The organism is Chryseobacterium sp. Leaf394 (assembly GCF_001424105.1).
Taxonomy (GTDB): domain Bacteria; phylum Bacteroidota; class Bacteroidia; order Flavobacteriales; family Weeksellaceae; genus Chryseobacterium.
Window position 1 is genome coordinate 133593 of sequence record NZ_LMQH01000014.1, and the last position, 23539, is coordinate 157131.

General features: G+C 36.7%; 20 protein-coding genes, 1 tRNA gene and 1 pseudogene. 16 read left to right on the forward strand and 6 right to left on the reverse strand.

Annotation, left to right across the window (positions count from 1 at the left end; all coding sequences use genetic code 11):
• Nucleotides 1–137 precede the first annotated feature (137 nt).
• From ASG21_RS18450 to ASG21_RS20650, 6 genes and pseudogenes are all read left to right on the forward strand, one after another.
• On the forward strand, nucleotides 138–692 hold the full coding sequence (locus ASG21_RS18450; RefSeq protein WP_056084246.1) for a hypothetical protein: 555 nt from the start codon (nucleotides 138–140) through the stop codon (nucleotides 690–692).
• Nucleotides 693–760: 68 nt separating this feature from the next.
• Nucleotides 761–1411: a hypothetical protein gene (locus ASG21_RS18455; RefSeq protein ID WP_056084249.1), complete on the forward strand. Its 651-nt coding sequence runs from the start codon at nucleotides 761–763 to the stop codon at nucleotides 1409–1411.
• Nucleotides 1408–3042, forward strand: coding sequence for a hypothetical protein (locus tag ASG21_RS18460; RefSeq protein WP_056084252.1), 1635 nt, complete (start codon nucleotides 1408–1410; stop codon nucleotides 3040–3042). The genes ASG21_RS18455 and ASG21_RS18460 overlap by 4 nt, the downstream gene beginning before the upstream one ends.
• A gap of 84 nt (nucleotides 3043–3126) precedes the next feature.
• Nucleotides 3127–3387, forward strand: a complete 261-nt coding sequence (locus ASG21_RS18465; protein WP_056084255.1) for a helix-turn-helix domain-containing protein — start codon at nucleotides 3127–3129, stop codon at nucleotides 3385–3387.
• Nucleotides 3388–3463: 76 nt separating this feature from the next.
• Entirely contained in the window at nucleotides 3464–3793 is a 330-nt protein-coding gene (locus ASG21_RS18470) for a hypothetical protein (RefSeq protein WP_199767890.1), read from the forward strand.
• Nucleotides 3794–4198: 405 nt separating this feature from the next.
• A pseudogene (locus tag ASG21_RS20650) lies at nucleotides 4199–5170 on the forward strand (recombinase family protein); the annotation flags it as partial.
• A 553-nt stretch (nucleotides 5171–5723) separates the two neighbouring features.
• Here ASG21_RS20650 and ASG21_RS18475 read toward each other — a convergent pair.
• A tRNA-Gln gene (locus ASG21_RS18475) sits at nucleotides 5724–5794 on the reverse strand.
• 99 nt (nucleotides 5795–5893) lie between these two features.
• Here ASG21_RS18475 and ASG21_RS18480 point away from each other — a divergent pair.
• The 5 genes from ASG21_RS18480 (at nucleotide 5894) to ASG21_RS18500 (ending at nucleotide 10217) form a co-directional block, all read left to right on the forward strand.
• Nucleotides 5894–6925, forward strand: a complete 1032-nt coding sequence (locus ASG21_RS18480) for an AMP-binding protein (protein WP_056084258.1) — start codon at nucleotides 5894–5896, stop codon at nucleotides 6923–6925.
• A 33-nt stretch (nucleotides 6926–6958) separates the two neighbouring features.
• Nucleotides 6959–7351 carry an alternative ribosome rescue aminoacyl-tRNA hydrolase ArfB gene (gene arfB / locus ASG21_RS18485; RefSeq protein WP_056084261.1) on the forward strand — a complete coding sequence of 131 codons (393 nt, stop codon included), beginning with the start codon at nucleotides 6959–6961 and terminating at the stop codon, nucleotides 7349–7351.
• Between the two features lie 45 nt (nucleotides 7352–7396).
• Entirely contained in the window at nucleotides 7397–8065 is a 669-nt protein-coding gene (locus tag ASG21_RS18490) for a hypothetical protein (RefSeq protein WP_056084265.1), read from the forward strand.
• Nucleotides 8066–8092: 27 nt separating this feature from the next.
• Nucleotides 8093–9064, forward strand: a complete 972-nt coding sequence (locus ASG21_RS18495) for a deoxyhypusine synthase family protein (RefSeq protein ID WP_047444737.1) — start codon at nucleotides 8093–8095, stop codon at nucleotides 9062–9064.
• Between the two features lie 64 nt (nucleotides 9065–9128).
• Nucleotides 9129–10217, forward strand: a complete 1089-nt coding sequence (locus tag ASG21_RS18500) for an acyltransferase (protein ID WP_056084268.1) — start codon at nucleotides 9129–9131, stop codon at nucleotides 10215–10217.
• Between the two features lie 88 nt (nucleotides 10218–10305).
• Here the strand turns inward: ASG21_RS18500 and ASG21_RS20375 are convergent, their stop codons facing one another.
• Nucleotides 10306–10452, reverse strand: a complete 147-nt coding sequence (locus tag ASG21_RS20375; protein WP_185113747.1) for a hypothetical protein — start codon at nucleotides 10450–10452, stop codon at nucleotides 10306–10308.
• Nucleotides 10453–10655: 203 nt separating this feature from the next.
• Nucleotides 10656–11447 carry a glucose 1-dehydrogenase gene (locus ASG21_RS18505; protein WP_056084272.1) on the reverse strand — a complete coding sequence of 264 codons (792 nt, stop codon included), beginning with the start codon at nucleotides 11445–11447 and terminating at the stop codon, nucleotides 10656–10658.
• A 57-nt stretch (nucleotides 11448–11504) separates the two neighbouring features.
• Here ASG21_RS18505 and ASG21_RS18510 point away from each other — a divergent pair, with 57 nt between their 5' ends.
• Entirely contained in the window at nucleotides 11505–11714 is a 210-nt protein-coding gene (locus ASG21_RS18510) for a hypothetical protein (protein WP_056084275.1), read from the forward strand.
• A 639-nt stretch (nucleotides 11715–12353) separates the two neighbouring features.
• Nucleotides 12354–12650 carry a methylated-DNA--[protein]-cysteine S-methyltransferase gene (locus ASG21_RS18515; RefSeq protein WP_056084279.1) on the forward strand — a complete coding sequence of 99 codons (297 nt, stop codon included), beginning with the start codon at nucleotides 12354–12356 and terminating at the stop codon, nucleotides 12648–12650.
• Nucleotides 12651–12987: 337 nt separating this feature from the next.
• Here the strand turns inward: ASG21_RS18515 and htpG are convergent, their stop codons facing one another.
• Nucleotides 12988–14880 carry a molecular chaperone HtpG gene (gene htpG, locus ASG21_RS18520; RefSeq protein WP_056084282.1) on the reverse strand — a complete coding sequence of 631 codons (1893 nt, stop codon included), beginning with the start codon at nucleotides 14878–14880 and terminating at the stop codon, nucleotides 12988–12990.
• A 462-nt stretch (nucleotides 14881–15342) separates the two neighbouring features.
• Between htpG and ASG21_RS18525 the strand changes: the two genes are divergently transcribed.
• The 3 genes from ASG21_RS18525 (at nucleotide 15343) to ASG21_RS18535 (ending at nucleotide 20720) form a co-directional block, all read left to right on the forward strand.
• On the forward strand, nucleotides 15343–15945 hold the full coding sequence (locus ASG21_RS18525) for a hypothetical protein (RefSeq protein WP_128414362.1): 603 nt from the start codon (nucleotides 15343–15345) through the stop codon (nucleotides 15943–15945).
• Between the two features lie 77 nt (nucleotides 15946–16022).
• Nucleotides 16023–20027: a hypothetical protein gene (locus ASG21_RS18530; RefSeq protein ID WP_056084289.1), complete on the forward strand. Its 4005-nt coding sequence runs from the start codon at nucleotides 16023–16025 to the stop codon at nucleotides 20025–20027.
• Between the two features lie 120 nt (nucleotides 20028–20147).
• Nucleotides 20148–20720: a hypothetical protein gene (locus tag ASG21_RS18535; RefSeq protein WP_056084292.1), complete on the forward strand. Its 573-nt coding sequence runs from the start codon at nucleotides 20148–20150 to the stop codon at nucleotides 20718–20720.
• Between the two features lie 150 nt (nucleotides 20721–20870).
• Here the strand turns inward: ASG21_RS18535 and recA are convergent, their stop codons facing one another.
• Both recA and ASG21_RS18545 read right to left on the reverse strand, forming a co-directional pair.
• On the reverse strand, nucleotides 20871–21878 hold the full coding sequence (gene recA, locus ASG21_RS18540; protein WP_056084295.1) for a recombinase RecA: 1008 nt from the start codon (nucleotides 21876–21878) through the stop codon (nucleotides 20871–20873).
• A gap of 300 nt (nucleotides 21879–22178) precedes the next feature.
• Complete coding sequence (locus ASG21_RS18545) at nucleotides 22179–23375, reverse strand: oxygenase MpaB family protein (protein WP_056084299.1); 1197 nt, start codon at nucleotides 23373–23375, stop codon at nucleotides 22179–22181.
• Nucleotides 23376–23539: the final 164 nt, after the last annotated feature.

Below are 23539 nucleotides of genomic sequence, written 5' to 3' on the forward strand. Positions count from 1 at the left end.
ATTAATTCGTCTGAATTGTAAAGTTAAAAAATTATCCTGTAAAATATCCCTTCCAACGGATATTTTATTCACTAGAAAAATAGAATACTCAGTGGTAACAACAGAATTTAGTTCTCACATTTTAAAAACGTATTCTTATGAAAAAGACAAAAATATCTTTGGAGACGAGTTTCTGGGCACTCGATGAAATTGAAAATCCATTTCAACTCATCAATGCTTTTTTCAACTATTGTACTGTAGACAGTTACAAGAACACACTCAGCGAAATTATGCTATATGTCTATAAAGCGGAGGTCTGCAAAAAAGACCATCCTGGAGATGTCTTTGATTTCCATACTGCTGTAAAATCATTTATAAGAGCAAGTTATCTGCTAACATTCAAAGCTAAAAAATGGAAGGTAAAAAAAGCTCCCGAACAATGGCAGATCATGAGTCAGGCATCTTTGAACAAAGAAGAATATGAAGATCCGTTTTTGGTTTTTCAAAAAGCATTTGATTGCAAAACACTGGAAGAATACGAGTTTTTTCTTAATGAAATTGTTCACGTATCACTCTCACCTTACAAGGAACAATTTGATTACGATCTGATCACTCCGCACATCTATCTTGTTAAAATGCTGGATGCAGCGCAGGTAATGAGTGAAAGAGGTCTCAAAAAGATCAAAAATAAACCGATAGACAATCCCGAATAATATATCCCTTTTCGGAATAGATTATCCCTCAGTCCTTTTTCAACTTTACTAAAGATAAAATTATTGATATGAAAGATAAAAAATACTTTAGCAAAGATAATCAGCTTGTAAAAACAAGAGAGCAGGCTGAGATCGCACTGGGCATTCTCGTTCAGAATTCTCAGGGAGAAGATCTTGAGGTTGGGATATTCAGCCTGTGTGACCAACTGAATAATCCGAAACTTACAGAATTTCTGGACAACTATCCCGATCTGATTCAAGAGCATAAGTTGGAAGAACTGCTGGCAGGTACCATCGATTTCAAGGATGGAAGCACGCAGGATCTCAAGACGGCAGGACTGCTGTCCTGCATATTATTACTCATTCATTTTTACTTTGACGGCAAAGCAAATAATTGGGTCGAATCCCAATCCGAAAGTGATGAATTGGATAATTTTAACAGTGCGCAATATATCATTAATACCACTACTTCTGAGAAATGTATCAATGAATTGTTTCTTCTTATATTATCAATAGTCGGAATCGACTATTTTGAGAAGTATCAGGAAAAGATGAAAGACCCTGATTTAGTTTTCAAACAGACTATAGGATATGATAACGATCCCGAGATGGATCTACATATCGATCTGATGGTCTGGTTTGCCTTGCTTCGCTTATTTATTGAGGCTATCTTTATATACTACGATAGTGATTATGAAACTAAAAACGATCAGCTATGAAAACGCCAAAGAAATCTTCCTTTTCCGTTCTCGCCAATGAGTTCTTGGAAAATACATTGAATCAACTTGTACACGACTATTCAATCGTTCAGATATTCTACAAACAGGAAAAGAACTCAACGAAATCACACCTGCTGATATCCGTCTCTAAAAATGCAGATGCTCTGAAATTACAGTCAAAAAGATGGGTTACCGAGGTTAGAGAACTATATCAGGTCTATATTTATTTTATTGATTATTTTAGAATCGAATACCAATTTTCAAAAGGTCATCCATTTATAGAATATTATTGCCAACAGTCATCAATGATCTATCAGAATGAACACTTACTACCTGCATTTTTAATCAACAGAAACTGGAAAAACTATCACAAAAAGTTAAATCGGTACGAGGATACTTTCCACCACGACCACGAGATCCATCAGTTGCAGGTCGAAAGGCTGATCACTGAGAATTCCTACAATAGTGTCTTTACTTCTTATGAAAAACTTATCGAATATGATCTTGAATATTTGGAAGAATTATTTACCGGTAACAGGACATTCGACATTGATCTGAACAAAAGGATAAATAAGCTGCTAATCTACATTCCTGAACTCAAACAATATTTTGTCAAAAAGAATCAGCACGAATATTTTATCACTGAAATTTTTGACGAAACAAAGAGATCAATTGAAGAGGATGATTTATTCTACAATTCAGAAATGTTTGATTCATTACGCATTATTTCAGATTCTTTATATACATTCATCTCAGTTCGATTCTACAATTTGAAGCATCTTATTAAAAAGCAATATGACAAGGTATCTATCGTTGATGAAGGTCTATGCCCAATCGAGGAATCTCCAAAAGATGAGATTCTAGATAAGGCTATTGACAGAATATTGACTTTTGCAGAATTAGAACAGATCTATCTTTTTCATCGAACAACCTATGGAGAAGTAAAAACCTACTATCTGCTTTTGATCGGTATGAATGTAAACAATGAAAAAATTAAAGCCATCACACATTCTTTGATGAGCCTTTTTGGAACTCAATACAAATTTTTATTGGTCGGTCACGATCGGTACTGGATTCAAAAGAATCTCCGTGAGTTCCAGAGTTTCTTTGTTTTCATTATGCAAGGTAAAAATATCGTCTATTCCTCAGATCAGTACCATCCGGAACCACATTGGGAAACGCCCCATCATCCTCAGCACAATGATCTGTATTTTTATTACAAAAGCACATTGGGAAGTTCATTGCAGTTTTATAAATTGATCGATGGAGAGGAAGGAAATTATCAGGGAGTCGATAATATCTTTTCTTTATTTCTCCTGTCATTTTTGAGAACTTATGTCTATGCTAAAACCTACTATCTGCCAAATTATATGACCACCGAAGCCCTTTGGCAGTTATGTATCTACGCAGATACGTACATATATAAGTACCACTATCTCTTTGATCAATTCTCTACCAACATATTTTCTTTTACTGATTATAATATGAGCGTACATCATAGTATAGCAAAAGTAAACAAAGAGAAAGCAGATCAGATGAAAATAATCGTAGAGAAGTTGATGAATGAACTTAAAGAAGCTGTAAGAAGTGGTCAATTATTACCGAATTTTGAAAAAGAATCTATCAATTAATAACCTAAAAATTAATATTCACTTTCAATTACCAAAGGATTTTTAATTCTTTAAGCATCTCCTTTGAGATCAAAATTAATAGTTATGAAAATAGACATTATTACCAAAGAAGATTTACAAGTGTTCAAGACAGAATTACTGGAAGAAATTAAGAATTTGCTTCAAGTCAAAAACTCAGAAAACAAAATGTGGTTAAGGTCAACGGAGGTAAAAGAACTTCTGAAAATCTCTACCGGAACATTACAAAACCTTCGTGTTAATGGAACCTTGTCTTACACCCGCATTGGAGGAACTTTATATTACAATTACAAAGATATCGAACAGCTATTAAATAAGAAACCTTGATAATGATTTCATCTTTGTCATCACTTTTCACTGCGGGATAAATCATAATGCATATCAACTTAATACTTTCAGCAAAATGAATTATATCAAGCACTTAACAGCCTTCTTTGGAAAGGTTGCTCAAGAACATACACTTAATCCTACTCATATCAGCCTGTATATGGCTTTGTTTCAATTCTGGAATTTCAATCGCTTTAAGAATCCGATCAGTATTTCTCGGGATGAGGTTATGCGAATTAGTAAAATACACTCAAGAGCTACTTATCATAAATGTATAAAGGAACTTCATTCTTTGGGTTATTTCGAATATCAACCTTCGTATAATCCATTTGAAGGAAGTCAAGTTAATATGTTTGATTTTGCCGGAGAATTAAAACCAACACCTAGGGCAAAAAGACCTTTATAATAAAGATTGATGGCTCACTAAATAATGGCAAAGACTTACAAAGACGATTGAAGCCAATACCAATCAATTGTCTAATGTCGGAGTTTCTCTGAATTATATTTAGAGAAATTCTGTATTTATGTCTCAGCCAAAAGAAATCAAAAGGATCCCGATAGAGGAAGTAATGGAATACTTCAAAAGCGAAGGTATGGAAGTAACACAAGAGGAGGCCGAAGCAATAATGCAATTTCTCTACAGTCTTACATTGATCGTTATCAAAAAATATTTCGACAACGATGAAGAGTGACATATTTCGGGATATCATCATTTATAAAACTGGGATTAAATTAATTCCATCATTCTCTTTTTGACCACTTAGTCAGCACAACGCTACACTACACTACATAAAATTAAATCTTAATCATTATGAAAACAGCAGATCTATATATACGTGTTTCTACAGATGAACAAGCAGATAAGGGTTATTCTCAAAGAGATCAGGAAGATCGTTTGCGACGTTTTTGCTCACAAAATAACATTACCGTTGGAAGAATTATCTATGAAGATCATTCCGCAAAATCATTCAACCGTCCCGAGTGGACAAAATTATTGGTCGAGCTTAAAAAGAAAGGTTGTAAAACCAATTTGATATTATTTACCAAGTGGGACAGGTTCAGCAGAAATGCAGGCGATGCCTATCAGATGATAAGCATCCTTACAAAATTGGGAATAGATCCGCAAGCGGTTGAACAACCCCTTGATCTTTCCATCCCGGAAAACAAAATGATGCTGGCAATCTATCTCGCTGCGCCCGAGGTCGAGAACGACCGACGAGCATTGAATGTATTTTATGGAATGAGAAGAGCCGTAAAAGAAGGTCGTGTAATGGGAAAAGCACCTTTCGGATATGCCAATAAAACAACTGAAAACGGAAAGAAATATATCGCACTCAGCGAACCCGAAGCTTCAAAAATGAAATGGGCATTCGAAGAAATATCAAAGGGGATTTATGCTTCTAATCAGATCAGATTGAAAATGAATGAATCACTTCGGAAGAAAATAAGCCGAACGTCTTTTCATATTGCCATCAGAAATCCTGTTTATTGTGGAAAGGTTTTTATCCCCAAATTTAAGGATGAAGAAGCTTATTGTATCATTGGTCAACATCAACCATTGATCACCGAATCTCTATTTTACAGGGTACAGGATATTTTGGATGGAAAAAAGAGAATACACAGACCTAACGCTAAGATATTATCAGATGAATATTTTCCATTGAGAGGCTTTTTGATCTGTCCTAATTGCGGAAAGAATATTACGGCAAGTGCATCGAAAGGTAGAAGCAACAGATACTATTATTATCATTGCAACGCTACCTGCGGTTTTCGCCACAGGGCTGAGATTGTCAATTCTGTATTTGAGGACGGATTGAAGGCATTGCAAATGACAGAAACCGTAAAGAAATTGGTCAGAAAGCTATTCTTAAATTCTTATGAGAGATTCATTAAAACACCGAGACTCGAAAAGAAAACACTATCAGATGAGATCGATAAACTGAATTCAAGGTTATCTATCGCTAGAAATAAATTGCTTGCGGAAACGATTGATGATGATGAATATATTGAGATAAAAAAGGACTGTAAAGAGCAAATTGAAAAGCTGGAAATTCAGTTGAATATACTACCCGAGCAATCAAAAGTTGACATTCCAAAACTCATCGATCAGGCTATTGAAAGTCTTACAAATATCTGGAAAACATACTCGGAAGGGGGAATTGCGGTCAAACGGCAAATTATCGGTTCGATATTCCCCGAGAAACTGGAATTTGACGGAAATCATTATCGAACCACCCGAATTAACACCATCGTAAATCTTATTTTTCAGATTAACAATGAGTTGCCAAAAAAAGAAAACAGGAGAAACGATAATAATAATCATTTCTCCTGCTATGTAGACCCACAGGGATTCGAACCCCGAATGACGGTACCAAAAACCGGAGTGTTACCGTTACACTATAGGTCTGTTTTATTTTGGTGATGCAAATTTAAAACTTTTTTCGTTATCTGCAAATCATTTTTTTTATTTTTTTTAAATTTACAGTAGATTTATAACGCCGGAACTATGCTGATCAACTTCAATAATCTCGAAATTAATAAATTACAACCTCAAACAGAGTTTGAAAATAAAGTTGTTTTTTTCATTGAAGACTGGTTATCGTCTGCGGAAACTGTAAAAGTGCAGACTTCCGGTTCTACAGGTGTTCCGAAAGTTTTTGAAATTGAAAAGCAGAAGATGCTCAATTCGGCGAAAATGACCTGCGATTTTTTGAATTTAAAACAGGGTGATTCAGCTTTGATCTGCCTGCCTGTAGAATATATTTCCGGTAAAATGATGGTGGTGAGGGCTTTTCAGAGAAAATTAAATTTGATAATTAAAAATCCTTCCACAAAACCTCTGGAAGATTTAAGCGAAGAAACCGGTTTTTGCGCAATGACTCCTTTACAGGTTGAAAATTCTTTAGATAAAATTCATTTCATCAGAAATCTTATTATTGGTGGTGCTGTGGTTTCTGAAAGTTTAAAAAACAAACTCTGTCAAACTCTTAAATCGTCCAACTCCCAAACAAAAATTTACGAAACTTACGGAATGTCCGAAACGCTTTCCCACATTGCTTTGAAGGAAATTTTTCCGAAACAAAATGAGTATTTTACTGTTTTGGATGGTGTAGAAATTTCAGTGGATGACAGAAACTGTCTGAAAATATTGGCGCCGAAATTAAATTCTGAACTTTTGCAGACCAATGATCTTGTGGAAATTTTTAACGGTCATCAGTTTAAATATTTAGGAAGAATTGACAACGTAATCAATTCCGGCGGAGCAAAGATTTTCCCTGAACAATTAGAATCTTTAGTAAAAAAAGAAATTCCCAACGAAGCGGTTTTTCTTGGAATTCCGGATGATATTTTGGGACAGAAATTAGTTTTGGTAATTGAGGGTTTTCAGGATGAAGAGGTCAAATCTCAAATCTCAAATCTCAAATTTAAAAAATCTTTCCATAAGCCGAAAGAGACGATCTTTGTTAAGAAAATTCCCAGAACGCCCAACGGAAAAGTAAACCGTAAAGAATTATTAAATTTGATTAGCGGCATTTAAAACTTCCAGCATCAAACATCCAGCATCCAAAGCATGAAAGATTTTAGCAAAGAACTGAATTTTAAAACTTCCCGAAGCAGCGGTGCGGGTGGACAAAACGTGAATAAAGTGGAAACTTCTGTTACTGTCACATGGAAAGTTTCAGATTCTGAGTTTTTCAATGAAAGACAAAAAGATTCAATCTCAGAAAAACTTAAAAACAGAATTAATCTGGAAGGATTTTTATTTTTAACGGTTTCTGAGAGTAGAACGCAGCTTCAAAATAAGAAAATCGCCATTGAGAAAATTCTGGAATTGGTAGACAAATCTTTAATAATTCCAAAATTCAGGGCAAAGACAAAACCAACCAGATCTTCTGTGGAGAAACGTATTGAGCAGAAAAAACAGCATTCCAGTAAAAAAGAAAACAGACGGTTTAAATTTTAAGTCTCTGTATCTGGAAAAACGGTATTTTTGCGGAAAATTAATAAAATGATCAAAAAACTAATACTATTGGCAGTGTCTGCTACACCTTTTTTCTATTCTGCACAGGAAGTCATTACTTCACAGGAACCTAAAATTGCAATCACACCTTCGGTAGGTTACGCATGGCGTTTATCAAAACTTCCCTCAGGAATCAATAACGATACAAGAAATTACATCAAAGGTCTGAAAAATGGCGTTGATGTTGGTGTAGGAGCTTACTATCTTTTAAGAGGTAACGGTGCCATTGGTTTGAAATATTCAGGTTATTTCGCATCAAGTGAAGGAAGGATTACGGTTCAGGATGCCGGTGGACAGTATGTTACAGGATACGTGAGCACAAAGGACAATATGAGTTTTGTCGGTGTTTCATACATGCTTTCCAATTTTAAAGATGATACCAGACATAAACTTTTTTATGATGTTGCCTTAGGTGTCATCACCTATACCACCAAAACCGGAAATGTAAAAGGTACCGGATCCAGTTTTGGTGCAGACATCAATATCGGATATCAGTATGCTGTAAATGAACATTTTTTCATTGGTCCGAAGATTGGCTTTACCGGTGGAACATTAAGCAAAATGAAATACAACGGTACAACAGTCAACTTTGGAGAAGATCAAAAAGAAGGTTTGACAAGACTTTCTTTAAGTGCTGCCGCTACTTTCCGTTTTTAGTTTTATCTTTGCAAAAAATAAAAAATAATGAGTAAGCCGATCACGGAATTTATAGAAAAATATTACCTGCACTTCAATGCAGCAGCTTTGGTAGACGCATCTAAAGGGTATGTTGCCCACCTGAAAGAAGGCGGAAAAATGATGATCACTTTGGCTGGAGCAATGTCTACGGCTGAATTGGGAAAGATTTTAGCTGAAATGATCCGTCAGGATAAAGTTGATTTTATTTCCTGTACAGGAGCAAACCTTGAAGAAGATCTGATGAATTTGGTGGCGCATTCTCACTACGAAAGAGTTCCTCATTACAGAGATTTGACGGCTCAGGATGAGTGGGATCTTTTGGAAAGAGGCTTAAACAGAGTAACAGATACCTGTATTCCTGAAGAAGAAGCCTTCAGAAGATTGCAGAAGCACATCGTAGAAATCTGGAAAGATGCTGAAGCAAAAGGTGAGAGATATTTCCCACATGAATTTATGTACAAAATGATTCTTTCAGGAGTTTTGGAGCAGTATTACGAAATTCCCAGAGAAAATTCATGGATGATCGCTGCTGCTGAGAAAAACCTGCCGATTGTTGTACCGGGATGGGAAGATTCTACCATGGGTAATATTTTCGCTTCTTACTGTATCAAAGGTGAACTGACGGCTACGACGATGAAATCCGGTATCGAATACATGACGTATTTGGCAGACTGGTATACAAAAAATTCAGCTGGAAAAGGTGTTGGTTTCTTCCAGATTGGTGGAGGTATCGCAGGAGATTTCCCGATTTGTGTGGTGCCGATGTTGTATCAGGATATGGAAATGCATGACATTCCGTTCTGGTCTTATTTCTGTCAGATTTCAGATTCAACGACTTCTTACGGTTCATATTCCGGGGCAGTTCCGAACGAGAAAATTACATGGGGAAAACTGGATATCACCACACCGAAATTTATCGTTGAAAGTGATGCTACGATCTGTGCTCCATTGATGTTTTCTTACATTTTGGAAAATTAATTTCAGAACTAAATTTAATTATATTTGAAAGGCTTAGCAATAAGCCTTTTGTTATTTTCAGACCTTGGAAACTCTTCAGAAAAATAAATTTGATGCTCTTACAGGAATGCGTGCTGTTGCTGCGATTATGGTATTTGTATATCATAACCGGAAATACTGGCGCAATGATCTTCCGTTTGAAGTGATGCGTTTCATCAGCGAATGGCATATTGGTGTTACCGTATTTTTTGTGCTGAGCGGATTTTTACTGGCATATCGTTATGAAGAGAAACCATTAGAATCTAAAAAATCGTATTTAAAATATATTCTCCTGCGGATCGCAAGAATTTTTCCACTGTACTGGATTTTGCTGAGTGCTTTTTTTCTGGATACTTCTTATTCTAAAGATGTAAAAACCTACTTTCTTCAATACTCACTTTTTTATTCTCTGTTTGAAAAGTATTCCGTTTCGGGAATCGTTCAGGCATGGTCGCTTACGGTTGAGTTTTTCTTTTATCTTCTGTCGCCGCTGCTGTTTTTGCTTTTAAAGAGAAGCTGGAAATACTGCGTTTTGTTTTTAACCGGATTCTTTGTTCTGGGATATGCTGTAGGCTACGGTTTACATTGGTATAATGGCAATCCGAAAGGGTTTTTATATCCTTTAAAACTTATGGTCGGAAGTACATTTTTCGGAAGAAGTTCAGAGTTTTTCTTCGGAATGTTGCTTGCTTATTTAATGAAAAAAGAAAGCGGAATTAAATTTTTACATAAGATTAAAAAACCAACACTTTGGGGTGGACTTGCCATTTTAATATTGATTTTCGCCATCAGATTTTTCGCCAGAAACAATTTCGTACACGGTGTCGAACGGTGGGAAGGAAGGTTAATACATGAATTGTTTTTGCCTATTGGGATTGTTGTTTTCTTTTGGGGTTTAATGAGTGAAAAAACATGGATCTCAAAAGTTCTTTCCACAAAATTCTTTATTCTCCTGGGAAATGCTTCGTTTGTTTTTTATCTGATTCATCTCAGCTATTTCAACATGAAACTGAAATCTTTCATTTATCTTCCCGACCGCAATTTCGTTTTACTTTGGATCTGTTCCATTATCATTTATCTTTTAATAGAGAAACCTCTGTACGAGCTTTGTAGAAAGGGTATTGCTAAAATTTAATATTTTCCGGAGCATGCAGATTTATTTGATTTTTAAATTAATTTTAATGGAACCAGCTTTTAAAAGCTGTTTGATTTCTTTAAAAATATTAATCCATAGAGTTGATCAGAACAAAATATCTGTAAGCCAAGATTCCTTTCTGAAATTTAGTCAGTTTGGTTGGATCTTTATCACTCAGTTTCGGTAAAATTTTCTTGTTGATATTATTTAAAAATTTAAAAACAGACTTTTTCATTGGTAAAAAAATTTGAGATTGATTAAGTAAAATCAAAAACTGTGCATTTTTTGGGAAGCTGGAAGCTGGGCGATGGAAGCTGGAAGTTTGAGTTATCTGCAAACAAAAATTGTCCTCAAAAGTGAAGACAATTTTATAATTATATCGGATACATAATATTCTCGACAATGGATTGCTGATTACTCATCACTCATTACCTATGATTAAGGGTTTCCGTACATATTCGATTCACCGCCGTCAATGGCAATCACCTGTCCTGAAACATATCCGTTTTCATCACTTAAAAGATAAGCAACCAAATTGCCGACATCTTTTGGATCTCCTAATCTTCTGGTAGGATTTCTTGATGCGTATTCTTTTTCTGCCGCTTTCGGATCTGCAGGATTCACCTGATTGAATGCTTCAGCAACCATCGGCGTTAAGATCGCTCCCGGAGCAATGGCGTTAGTTAAAATATTATCCTTTCCATATTCCAAAGCTGCATTTTTGGTCATTCCGGCTACAGCGTGTTTGGTGGCAACATAAGCTGTCTGATTTAAAACACCTCTGATTCCGCCTACAGATGCTACATTCACGATTCTTCCGCTGCCGTTTTTCTGCATTTCAGGGATTGCATATTTCATTCCGTAGTAAACGCCCAAAAGATTGATGTCGATTACTTTTTTGAAAACTTCAATATCATAATCGATCAGGGGTGCCTGTTTTCCCTCGATTCCTGCATTGTTATATAATCCGTCTACTTTTCCGAACTCCTTGACGGTTTGATCGACATAATTTTTTACATTTTCTTCGACCGAAACATCGGCTGTCACAGTCAGGAATTTACTTTCCGGATATTTTGACTGTAAATCTGCTTTTGCTTTCTCTAAAGCTTCGCCGTTAAAATCTACTAATGTAAGATCAGCACCTTTAGAGGCTAATGCATCTGCTGCGGCCAATCCTAATCCCATTGCAGCACCGGTCACGATCACTGCTTTTCCTTTAAAATTTGACATAATTATATTTTTTTATTTAATGCTTCAATTTACAACAATGATGCCTAAATAGTATTGATGTATGGTAATGTTTTGTTAAATTCAACAGGAAAGCTCATGTGGATTTTTTCAATTTTAATGCTTCTCAACCTTGTTAGGGTTAATATGGTTGCGAATACAAACCTTAACAGGAATCTTAAGAAGAAAAAGACCCCTTTAGAAAACATGAAGAAATTTGCTGCAAAAACAGATACAGCTGAGTACGAAATGATTTTTGGATTTATTTAAAATACTTCATTTTTAAGAATATTTTTTTAGCAGTTTAGAATTTCGTTCATAATTTCGATGAAGCCCTTGCTTTCTCATGATTGCTCTCTTTTCGTTTTTCCTACCTCCGCACAAAAGAGCTGAAATCAAGTCGGGTAGAGAGCGGTTTTCTGCATGTATTGGAGAAAAAAAGTGGAGTATTTGGCGTGGAAGAGATAGCGCTCCTACGAAGCGCACGCCCATTTACTGCAATTTGTTTTCTACACAGATAATGCTCCTCTGGAGCAAAATAATTGAAAGTATTCCTATGTACATAAATTTGATTTATATTGGATTGCTGATAATTCTTTATAAAGAGAAAAAGAAAAGGTAAAAGAAGAAGATATCATTAAAATTATGTGATGTGGAATAAATAACGCTCCTACGGAGCGCCCTGCATTCGATTATAAACAATTTATTGTCTACACAGATATTGCTCCTCTGGAGCAATTATCTATCAAAAAACTTTGATTCTTCTGGTCAAAATCAAACTTGTTGGTTTGGAATTTATGAACCTTTGAAAAAAATCTTATTACCACGAAAAAGTTACATCTTCTCAAAAAATTGCAGGAGCAAAAGTAAAGTGAATTTTTTTATAAATTTATATTTTAAAAAAATCCAATGAACGAACTTTTCAAACAACAGGTCTGGGAAATTTCAAAACTGATTCCCAAAGGCAGAGTTTCTTCTTATGGAGCGATTGCAAAAGCTGTTGGTTTTCCAAATCATTCCCGACACGTTGGAAAAGCGATGGGTGGCTGCCCGAAAGATGTTCCGGCGCATCGGGTAATTTCGAGCTCGGGAACTTTGTCGGTTCCGGAATTTCAGGAAAGACTGGAAGCAGAAGGAATCGAGGTGAAGAATTTTAAAATTAAAAATTTCAAAGAGTTGTTTTGGAATCCTTTAGAAGAACTTTAGTTGGCTTTTTGCGGATTGTGATTTGCTTTTAACGTTTTTTTTTAAAAGTTTGGATTTCTGGAAGTAATCTGTTGTCGATTTGAGCATTATGTTGTTTGTAATACGAATTCCCTAGCCCCGATAGCAGCGACATCCTTTTTTGCTTTTTCGGATATTTTCTACTGATAAAACAATTTCTAAAGCAAAAAAGATACAGCGGATAGCGGGAAATAGCTCCTTATCATGAGTAATAAGTAATGAGCAATCTTTGATAAATAAGTTTTCAGCAAAAAAAACGGCGAAGTTAAAACTCCGCCGATAATCTATTATTTAAAACCCTGAAAGTTTTGTAGAAAAACTATTTCTCCAACTGCTTATAGCTTCTCTGGATGAAGTCGGTAAGCTCCTTTCCTTTCAGTAAATTCTGAGATAATTTCGCTAAATCTAAAGCGTATTTAATCTGGGTACTTTTCTCGTCAGCATTTTCATTTGCTAAAATTTTAGTTGCAAATTCGCTGTTCGAGTTTACGATTAAATTATACATTTCAGGGAAACCACCCATGCCGAACATACCGCCACCGCCGGTTGCCTGCATATCTTTCATACGACGCATAAATTCCGGTTGGGTAATGGTAAATGGTGCATCAGTGCTGTCTAAATCTTCCAGTTGAACTGTGAATTTTTTGTCATTAATAGACTCTTCAACATTCTTCTTCAACGTTTCCTTTTCAGTTTCGTTTAATTTAGAAATTGCAGGTTCGTCTTTTTTAATCAGATTATTGATGTGATCAGCATCCACTCGTGCGAACGAAATTTTCTCTTTTGAAGTTTCCAGTTTCTGAATCAGATGCGGAACAATCGGTGAATCTAAAAGAATAACTTCGTAACCTTTATCTTTCGCAGACTGGATGTAAGAGTGCTGTTCATCGGCGTTTGTCGCGTAAAGAATCACTAAATTTCCGTCTTTGTCGGTTTGATTAGGTTTTATTTTTTCCTCTAACTCATTCCAAAGGAAATATTTTCCATCGGTAGTCGGGTAGAGTGCAAATTTGTCAGATTTCTCGAAAAATTTATCTTCGGAAATCATTCCATATTCGATAACGATTTTAATGTCATTCCATTTTTTGTCGTAATCTTCGCGGTTTTCATTGATCAGAGAAACCATTTTGTCGGCCACTTTTTTAGTGATGTAAGAAGAAATTTTCTTCACAGCACCGTCTGCCTGCAGGTAAGAACGCGAAACATTTAACGGAATATCCGGAGAATCGATCACTCCACGAAGCAACATCAAGAAGTCAGGAACAATTCCTTTTACCTCATCGGTTACGAAAACCTGATTTTGGTAGAGTTGAATTTTATCTTTTTCAATGTTTAAATTATTCGCAAGTTTCGGGAAGTATAAAACTCCTGTTAAATTGAAAGGATAATCAACATTCAAATGGATATTAAATAACGGCTCCTCAAACTGCATCGGATACAGTTCGTGGTAGAAAGCTTTGTAATCTTCATCTTTTAATTCGCTTGGAGATTTCGTCCATGCCGGAGTCGGGTTGTTGACGATGTTGTCTACCTCAACCGTTTCGGCAACGGCATCTTCGGCAGCGCCTTCAGGTAAAGGAAGTGTCTCAGTTTTTGTTCCGAATTTAATAGGAACAGGCATGAATTTATTGTATTTCGTCAACAGTTCACGGATTCTGTTTTCTTCTAAAAACTCCGTAGAATCTTCGGCAATGTGAAGAATGATCTCTGTTCCTCTGTCGGCTTTTGCTGTCGTTTCTTCTAAGGTAAATTCCGGGCTTCCGTCGCAAGTCCAGTGAACTGCTGGCTCGTCTTTATAAGATTTAGAAATAATTTCCACTTTTTCCGCAACCATGAAAGCCGAATAGAAACCTAAACCAAAGTGTCCAATAATTCCTGAGTCTTTCGCAGAATCTTTGTATTTATCTAAAAACTCTTCAGCTCCGGAGAATGCTACCTGGTTGATGTATTTTTCAATTTCCTCGCCAGTCATTCCCAATCCTTGGTCGATGATGTGAAGTTTTTTGTTTTCCTTATCGATTTTCACCTCGATTTTCGGATTTCCGTAAGCAACCTGTGCTTCACCGATGTTGGTTAAATGTTTCAATTTCAAAGTTGCGTCGGTTGCATTTGAAATTAATTCTCTTAAAAATATTTCGTGATCGCTGTACAAAAATTTCTTAATCAGCGGAAAAATATTTTCCACCGAAACATTGATATTTCCTTTTGTCATTTTTTTGGATTTTTAAATTTGAGGTTTAATTCTCAAAAGAAATACCATTGAAGGGAAAGTGACAGATTGTCTTGATTGATATCAAACTGGATAAATCACCATTAATGCTTTATATATATAGTTTTTCCTTTTAATCAATATTAATGTTATACAATAAAGTAATATCAGTGCACTTTAAGTTACTTTTTTGTCACATAATAGGGGGTAATTTTATGTGAAATCATCTTTTTTATGTCAATTTTATGTGACCTGCTAATATTTTTTAAATTTTTTTTCTGTCTTTGTTTCATATTGATAAAATGTTTATTAATCGATGTTTTGAGTGATGATAGTTCATTTTTTTATGAAAATTTAAGAAATAGACGCGACCGTTTTTGTTATTGGGTTAATTTATTTTAAATATTATCCTACTTTTGTAGAATAAAAACACAGTTGCAGAGGGTCAAGAAACATATTAACAATGTGGTATCTTTACTGGATTTAATTTTAAAATCTGGATTTTGGCGTCGTGCATTTACAACAGTTTTTATTATTTTTTGTGCAAATTCATTTTCACACGCACAAATTTATGTAGAGGGTGGTGCTACGATCGTAAACCGGGAGCAGATCCATTCAAACCTTAAAATTACTGAAAAGGTAGACAATTCTTCTGATGTTATTTCTATAAATGGGGAAGTATATGTAATCGGTTCAGACAAATCTGTTATTTCTAAGGTAGAGAAGAAGCATAATGCACAGGTTGTTATTAAGAAAAGAGTTTTAAAAACTGCTTTAGTTTTCAAAGAAAAACCATCAAAACGGAATAAAGTTTCTTCTCTGAAAAAAATTGCAATACATTACAAGCCAATTGATAATCAGGATCAGTTTATTGGGGCTAAACATAAATATAAAACATTCAATCTTCCCACGGAACATTCGTACAAAGTATTGGGAATTGCAGAAGAGCAGACATTTTTAGTAAGAAACTTTTCTTTAGAAAAAACAAGAATTCTTACTTCGGAATTCTTCAATGCACATACTTTTAATTCTGCATTTTACACACGCCCTCCGCCTGTTAGAGTTTGATTTTTTAATGCATTTCAAACTTTAAACTAAAAATATGATTTTAAAACAATTTTTTAAGGTGCAATTGCTATTGGCTTTTGTGCTCATTTCCTTCTTCAGCGGAAGGTTCCACTGCCACAAGTGTGATTAATGGGAATGGTTACAGAATAGGCAATTCAACATTATCATTATCGAGTACAAGTACCGTATCCAACTCAAATAGTATAGATGATGATCATCAGACAGATTTTGGTATTGTAATCGGTCATTCAGGAAGTGCTGATAATTTTGATGACAGAGTGGAAACAACATTAACATTTTCACTGCCAATTTATAATTTAAATTTTAATCTTAACGATGTTGACGCGGGAGACCGTATCAGAATCCTGGCTTATGATCAGACAAACACTCCGATTAATTTCGGTGCAGGTAATTATACTCTCTTTAATACGCCATCAGCAACTCAGGTGACCTATACGGCATCTCCCAACAAGGAATTTTCTTCCAGTGGAACCAATATTCCCTCTTCAGACAGTAATCTGAGAGCCAGGATAAGCGTGAATTTCAATGGACAATATGTTTCCAGATTGGTTTTGCAGTATTATGATGTCGATTCAAATGGTACATATACCATTGCAAACATGACCGGAGCTTCACTCTGTGCCCAAAACGACACTTTTGGTAATGTGCAGCTGGGAACAGCGACGACCGCATCCGTTTTGGCAAATGATTTTTCATCAACAGGAATAGCGGCGTCTTCTGCCAATACGAACGTAACCTTGACTAATCTTGGAGGTTTGACAGGTGCAACCATCAATGCAAACGGAACAGTAAATATTCCACCAAATGCATCTCCAGGCTCATACACACTCACATACAGAATATGTTCGCCTACAGGCCAAACTGGTTTCTGCACAACAGCAACTGCGAGTCTTACCGTACTTGCATGTCAGGCAGGAACTGCAGCTCCTGTTCTTACGGGAAGTGGTGCTTTTAACCCGGCAATTTCTGCATATAAAATTCCGTGTGGTTCTACCACAGCCAATCTGGGTATTATTGGAACAAGCAATAAACCTACCCCTACAACTGTTACCTTGACGTGGCACACAGGATCACCGGCTACAACTGCGAATAAAATAAGCAATATTACAGCAGTAACGGGAACTACCCGGTATTATGCGTCATTTTTTGACTCAGTAGCCAACTGCTATTCACCTACGAAAGAAATTGTTGTACTTGCGCCTATATGTGCTACGAACAATGATTTTACAAGTATTTCCATTACAGCCGGGGTAGAAGCTACACTTCCTTCAATTTTTGCAAATGACAGTTACAATGGCATTACAATAACTGATATTTCAGCCATTACAGCAGAATTTGTATATGAGTATTGGACGCCATCAAATGCAATTATAAATAATAACGGTACTCTCACGATACCAGCGTCGGTAGCTCCAGGAGTATATACTTATTATTATCAGCTTAATGATACTGATCCTGATTTAGGTACAGTGATTAACCAGATAAATTTTGTTGAAGTGAAATTCAGAGTTTCTCCAAACACTGATGGTGATGCTTATAATGATTATGATGACTGGGATGATGATAATGATGGCATATTGGATGCTGTAGAAAGCCCTGTCTGCTTTTATTCAAGCACTGAGGCGAGTACTATTCAGAATGTGACTTCTCCGTTTGATGGGGCAGCAACAGATCCTACTGCCGGAACGGCTGTTTCTACGCTGTTTAACGGAAGTGGGTCAGATACAAATCCATTTAATTTTACAGGACAGGCTATTGCATCAGGAAGTCCTGTTTTTACGATCTCGTATCCTGCAATTATCAGTTTGACTTCTTTGAGTATAACTCAGGCAGCAAATGGTATGGCACCAGCAAACCGATTTGGTAGATTGTTCGGTTCAAATGACGGAGTAAACTTTGCACCAATTTCTGCAGCAGCAGGTGTTGCTTTAAATTCAACCACTGTATCATTTGCAGTAACATCTACAACACCTTACCGCTTTTACGAGATACGTTACATTGGTACTGCTTCCGGAGGTAATGCAACAGCAGGAACTCTGGGCACAGCAGGAATTCAGGAGGTAAGTGCAGTATATAATTTACTGGCTTATCAACCCTCGGCCAATCCTAAACCGACCACATGCACTTCAGGTTCAGATTCTGATGGCGTACCTAATTATTTGGATTTAGATTCTGATGGTGACAACTGTTTTGATGCTATCGAAGGCGATGAAAATGTAGCAGCAGGAAACTTAGATGCAAACGGCAGAATTACGGGGGCCGTAAATGCTAATGGGATTCCTGATTTGGTTAATCCTTCCGGAGCTGCTGATGTGGGAAGTGATGTAGGTCAGGGAATTGGCTTCTCTCAGATTTCCACAATCACAGAATGTTTAGATACTGATGGTGACGGTATTCCTGATGCGTGTGATCTTGATGATGATAATGACGGTATTCTTGATATCAATGAAAACAGCTGTGCACTCACCGGCCAAACAATCAGAATAGGATATATTCCTAATGCAAGAGATTTGGATACTGACAATGGATATACTTTTGATGGTGGTTATATGAGTGGCTCAGGTGCTCTGAAACTCACAAACGCTGCTAATTTTGGACCATCAGGAATTGTAAATACAACTTTTGTATTAGTGAATATGGGAACTGCTCCAATTACAAAGGCGCTTATTAATTCATTAAATCTGAATGTTATATTTTTAGGTGGAATCAATGATCTTACAACCTCCTATCTTACAACAGCAGAATTTGATGCTATAAAAGACTGGTCAGATGATTCACCAAAAAATATGGTAGTCTCTACACAGTTCCAAACTTTACCTTGGGGTGCAAATATTACTGCGGCAAACCTTAATCCAAATACTCCGACTCCTTTGGGAAGTCAAACCGCTATTTTTAACGGACCTTTTGGTAATGTAACCTCATTTAGTCAAGGAGGAAGTTTTCAGGCACATTTTTCAAGTATCAATTCCGTGTGCAGCGCCTCACCGCTTGCGGTTGATGGTAATAGCAGGGCGGTCATTTACGTGGATGGTGCATACAATGATATTATGATTTCTGATGTTGATATTCTTACAACTATTGGTGGCATGTCTTCTGGAAACGGTGTTTCAACAAATAATGACCGGGTTTTTATGAATTTCTGGACTTTTGTTGCTCAGCAGTCGTCTTGTGCAGATAAAGACACTGACGGAGATTCAATCCCGGACCGTCTGGATTTAGATTCAGACAATGATGGTTGTCCCGACGCTATCGAAGGAGCTTCTACGACTATTACAACTGCAAACCTTTTACCGTCATCTATTCCGGGAGGTAACAGCGGCGCGACAAGCGGAACTTTCAATCAGCCTGTAACTCAAAATTTAGGAAACACTGTCAATACAACTGTAGCATCACAAAGTTATGGCGTACCGACAATTGCAGGAACAGGCCAGGCTATAGGAACTTCTCAAACAGCCAATCCGGTATTAAATGCAGGAACTGCAGGTGCAAACCAGACGATTACTTCGGGAACTGCACCAGTTGCTTTAACTTTGACAGGTTCTTCAGGAACTATTCAATGGCAGGTTTCTACAGATAATGTGACGTTCACTAATATACCAAGTGCTACAGCAGCAACTTATTCACCGGGAACATTAACCGCTACCAGTTATTACAGGGTATTAGTTACGAGTGTGGGCGGATGCACGGCAATTTCTAATACGGTAACAATCACAATACAAACTGTCTGTTACGAAGATCCCACATTGGTAGCCGGTGCAACCTATCCTGTGAAGCATGGTATCACTTTACTTGGTAGAGCCGGCAAGATCAATGTATCAGCACCGGTTTCTGCAAGTGACTGGCCTATGGTCAGAAATTCAGCTTACACGGCGTTAGAATCAAAAACCAAAGGTTTCGTTGTGACAAGAAATTCAAGTCCTGAAACGACCATCGCTATTCCGGTTGTAGGAATGATGGTATTTGATACGGATGAAAATGCCGGTGCAGGCTGTCTGAAAATCTATACAGGGCCGGGAACAGGTGAAGGCTGGAAGTGTTTCAGTACACAGGGCTGTCCTTAAGCTGAAATATTTAGATTTAAAGTATTTAAGCACTTGAAAAATTTAAATAAGTTCGGATTATTATTAGTTTAAATCAATCTTTAGGGTTTAAAAATCCCTGAAGGTTTTAAATAAAAAAACATGTACAAAACAGCAATTATATTATCACTTACTATTTCCGCACTTGCTTTTTCGCAAGTGAGAATTGGGTCGACTAACTCAGTGGGAAATGTGACTAATACTTCCGTTTTACTGGAATTCGGAACAGATAACAATAAGGGGATTATTCTTCCTTACGTAGAAACAGTGCCTACGGGTGTCAATACAACAAAAGGTGGAACTATTATTTTTGATGTTTCAGCAAATACGGAATATAAAATAAAAGTAAAGAACGAAAATGCAGGCTGGAAAGATCTGAGCGTTCAGTCAGGGTATTCATCTGCTGTTGAAGCGGTAGTGAAACCACCGCAAGCTTCACCTCTGGCGGATCAGTCTGGATCAAAAGTGGTGATTGGTGATGAGACAACCACCACCGATGGTGTTCTTGTTTTGGATTCTCCTACCAAAGCTATGGTTTTACCAGTCGTGTCAAATTTTACATCCATTCCAAATCCTTCACCGGGAATGATGGCGTTTTTACAACATCCAACTGATTCTACAAAACATCGTCTGATTGTTTTCAATGGTCAGAAATGGGCATTTTGGAAACCGTAATAAATTGGATTTAACCTAAATTTTAAAACCGCTTCTGAAAGGAGCGGTTTTTTATACGATTAAATTAGATGTGGGAAATCAACTGCTTATTTCAGATTTAATCAAAAAAAGACAGCCTCCCAGCTGTCTTTGTATTTCAATCAGAAGAAATTAGTTCTTCTTGTTGATGATCTCTTCTTTTACTTTATTTTCAAGTTCTTCTGCGAGTTCAGGATTGTCTTTCAGTAAATCTCTTACTGCATCACGACCCTGACCAAGTTTGGTTTCACCGTAGCTGAACCAGGAACCGCTTTTCTTCACAATTCCCATATCTACTGCCGTATCTAAGATTTCACCGGTTTTAGAAACACCTTCTCCGTACATAATGTCAAATTCTGCCATTTTGAAAGGTGGAGCAACTTTGTTTTTCACAATTTTCACTTTCACACGGCTACCAACAGCTTCATCACCGTTTTTAATCGGTGCGGATGCTTTTCTGATGTCTACTCTCACCGAAGCGTAGAATTTCAAAGCGTTACCACCGGTAGTTGTTTCAGGATTTCCGAACATTACACCGATTTTTTCTCTCAACTGGTTGATGAAAATTACGGTACATTTTGTTCTTGAAATGGTTGCCGTCAGTTTTCTTAAAGCCTGAGACATTAATCTTGCGTGAAGACCCATTTTAGAATCTCCCATTTCACCTTCGATCTCTGCTTTTGGAGTCAATGCTGCTACCGAGTCAATTACTACGATGTCAATTGCGCCTGATCGGATCAGGTTATCGGCAATTTCCAATGCCTGTTCTCCGTTGTCCGGTTGAGAAATAATCAGGTTTTCAAGATCGATTCCCAGTTTCCCTGCATAACCTCTGTCGAAAGCGTGCTCGGCATCGATAAATGCTGCAATTCCACCTGCTTTCTGGGCTTCTGCGATGGCGTGTAAAGTTAAAGTTGTTTTACCTGAAGATTCAGGACCGTAGATTTCAATAATTCTTCCTCTTGGATATCCGCCAACGCCCAAAGCGATGTCTAATCCTAAAGATCCGGAAGGAATAACTTCGATGTTAGTGTCAATTGCACTGTCTCCCAAAGTCATTACAGTTCCTTTTCCGTATGTTTTATCTAGTTTATCAAGCACCAGCGCAAGTGCTTTTTTCTTATCATCTATGTTGCTCATATTGTATTAAAATAATTTATCAAAATTACGGAATTTTAAGATTAAAAGCTAATATATTTTGTTTGTGAAAATTGTTTTTAACGTTAAAAAATGATAAAGTTTTATTCGTCAATAAAGATGTAAATTTTGATTGCAGAATTACTCAGTATGTAATGTCTTCGTTTGAATGGGTAAATTAGTGAAGATGAAAATGCTTTTGGTTTTTAGCCCCGATTGGCGCGGCATCCTTTTTCTGAAATGGCTTGCAAAAAGCGCTGGCGAAAAAGATACAGCAGAAAGCGGGATCAGCTCCTGAAAAAATCAATGAAAATTCGAATTCTGAGTTACTCTTAAATAATCCGCCAAAACCTTCGTCTGATCTTTATTTCCTTTCTTTATTCTCGCGTCGCGGCTTACTGTGGAATCATAAATTGTATTGATGATTTTTTTCGTCACCGGAAAGCCTTTTTTCAACGGAACATCCGGAATCTGAAGTCTTTTGCAGACATCATCACCCAATAAATACCAGGTGCAGCAGATGTGCAGATACCTCAGATTTTTTTTCTGAAATTCATATTTTAAAATCGGATTTTCCAGAGATTCATTTAATAACGAGTGTGCAAGCAAAACCGAATCTTTGTCCGATGAAGGCTGTACGGAAGTCCACAAATAAAAATATTCTGTTGCCTGTTTTTTGTTGTCGGGGAGGAGTTCTTCAGGAATTCCCAGTAAATAACCGACATATTTCCAAAGATGAAAATGTCCCTTCTCTTCCTCTTCAGAAATTGTGTTTCCCAATTTTTTCAGACTGTGCATAAATACCAGACTGAATCCAATATACGTTGCCATCATATCCCATGAATTGATGGGTTCGCCCCAGTTTTCGGTATCCCAGTTTTTGTAATGTTTCCTTATGGAAAGTCTCGCGTAAGAATGGATGAGTCTTGTTTTAATGGCAAACTCATAGCCTTTTTTGTGAACTTCCAAAGCATCGTATCGCGTAACATTTACCCAAAAATCCAAAGTTTCTGAAAGTCTTTTTACTGCACCTTTTTTCAGAGCTTCGGTAACGATCAGGGGTTTGTTGAGGTAGGCGTAATCGTAGCCTCCGATCAGGCAGTAATCTCTGAGCGAAATCAAAGAATCGAGATTGCAGCGCATGCAAAGTTCGGCGCCGCTTCTTATCAGATTTAAATCAAGCCAGTCTGGAATAGTTTGGGTTTGGTTAAACAGTCTTTTTACGCTTTCCGGAACGTCATCATTTTCTGAAACGCCATTTCGGATGTATCCCTCAATTTCTCTTGAAGCTTCGGGATAGCTTTTTTTGAAGTACACTTCACGTACAACTTCATCCCCAATTTCATCCACATGATAAAAGTATTTTGAAAACTTTTCAAAATGATCAAAACTGACTTCAGCTCCGGAAAGATCAATCAATTGCTTTCCGTTTCCCGTAGTCCAAAAGTCTTTAAAATGTTGTGAATCCTTAAATCTTGGCTGTAAAATCTGCTTTTCCATTAAGAATAAAGTTAAGGAATTTTTATATGAAAGCTGCTGTGAGATTTGTCAGTTGATTTGAGGTTTGAGGTTTGAGATTTGAGATTTGAAATTCGGGGTACGGGTACGGGATTCCGAATTCCGGATTTGAGATTAACTTAGGATTATTAATTAAATATTTATTT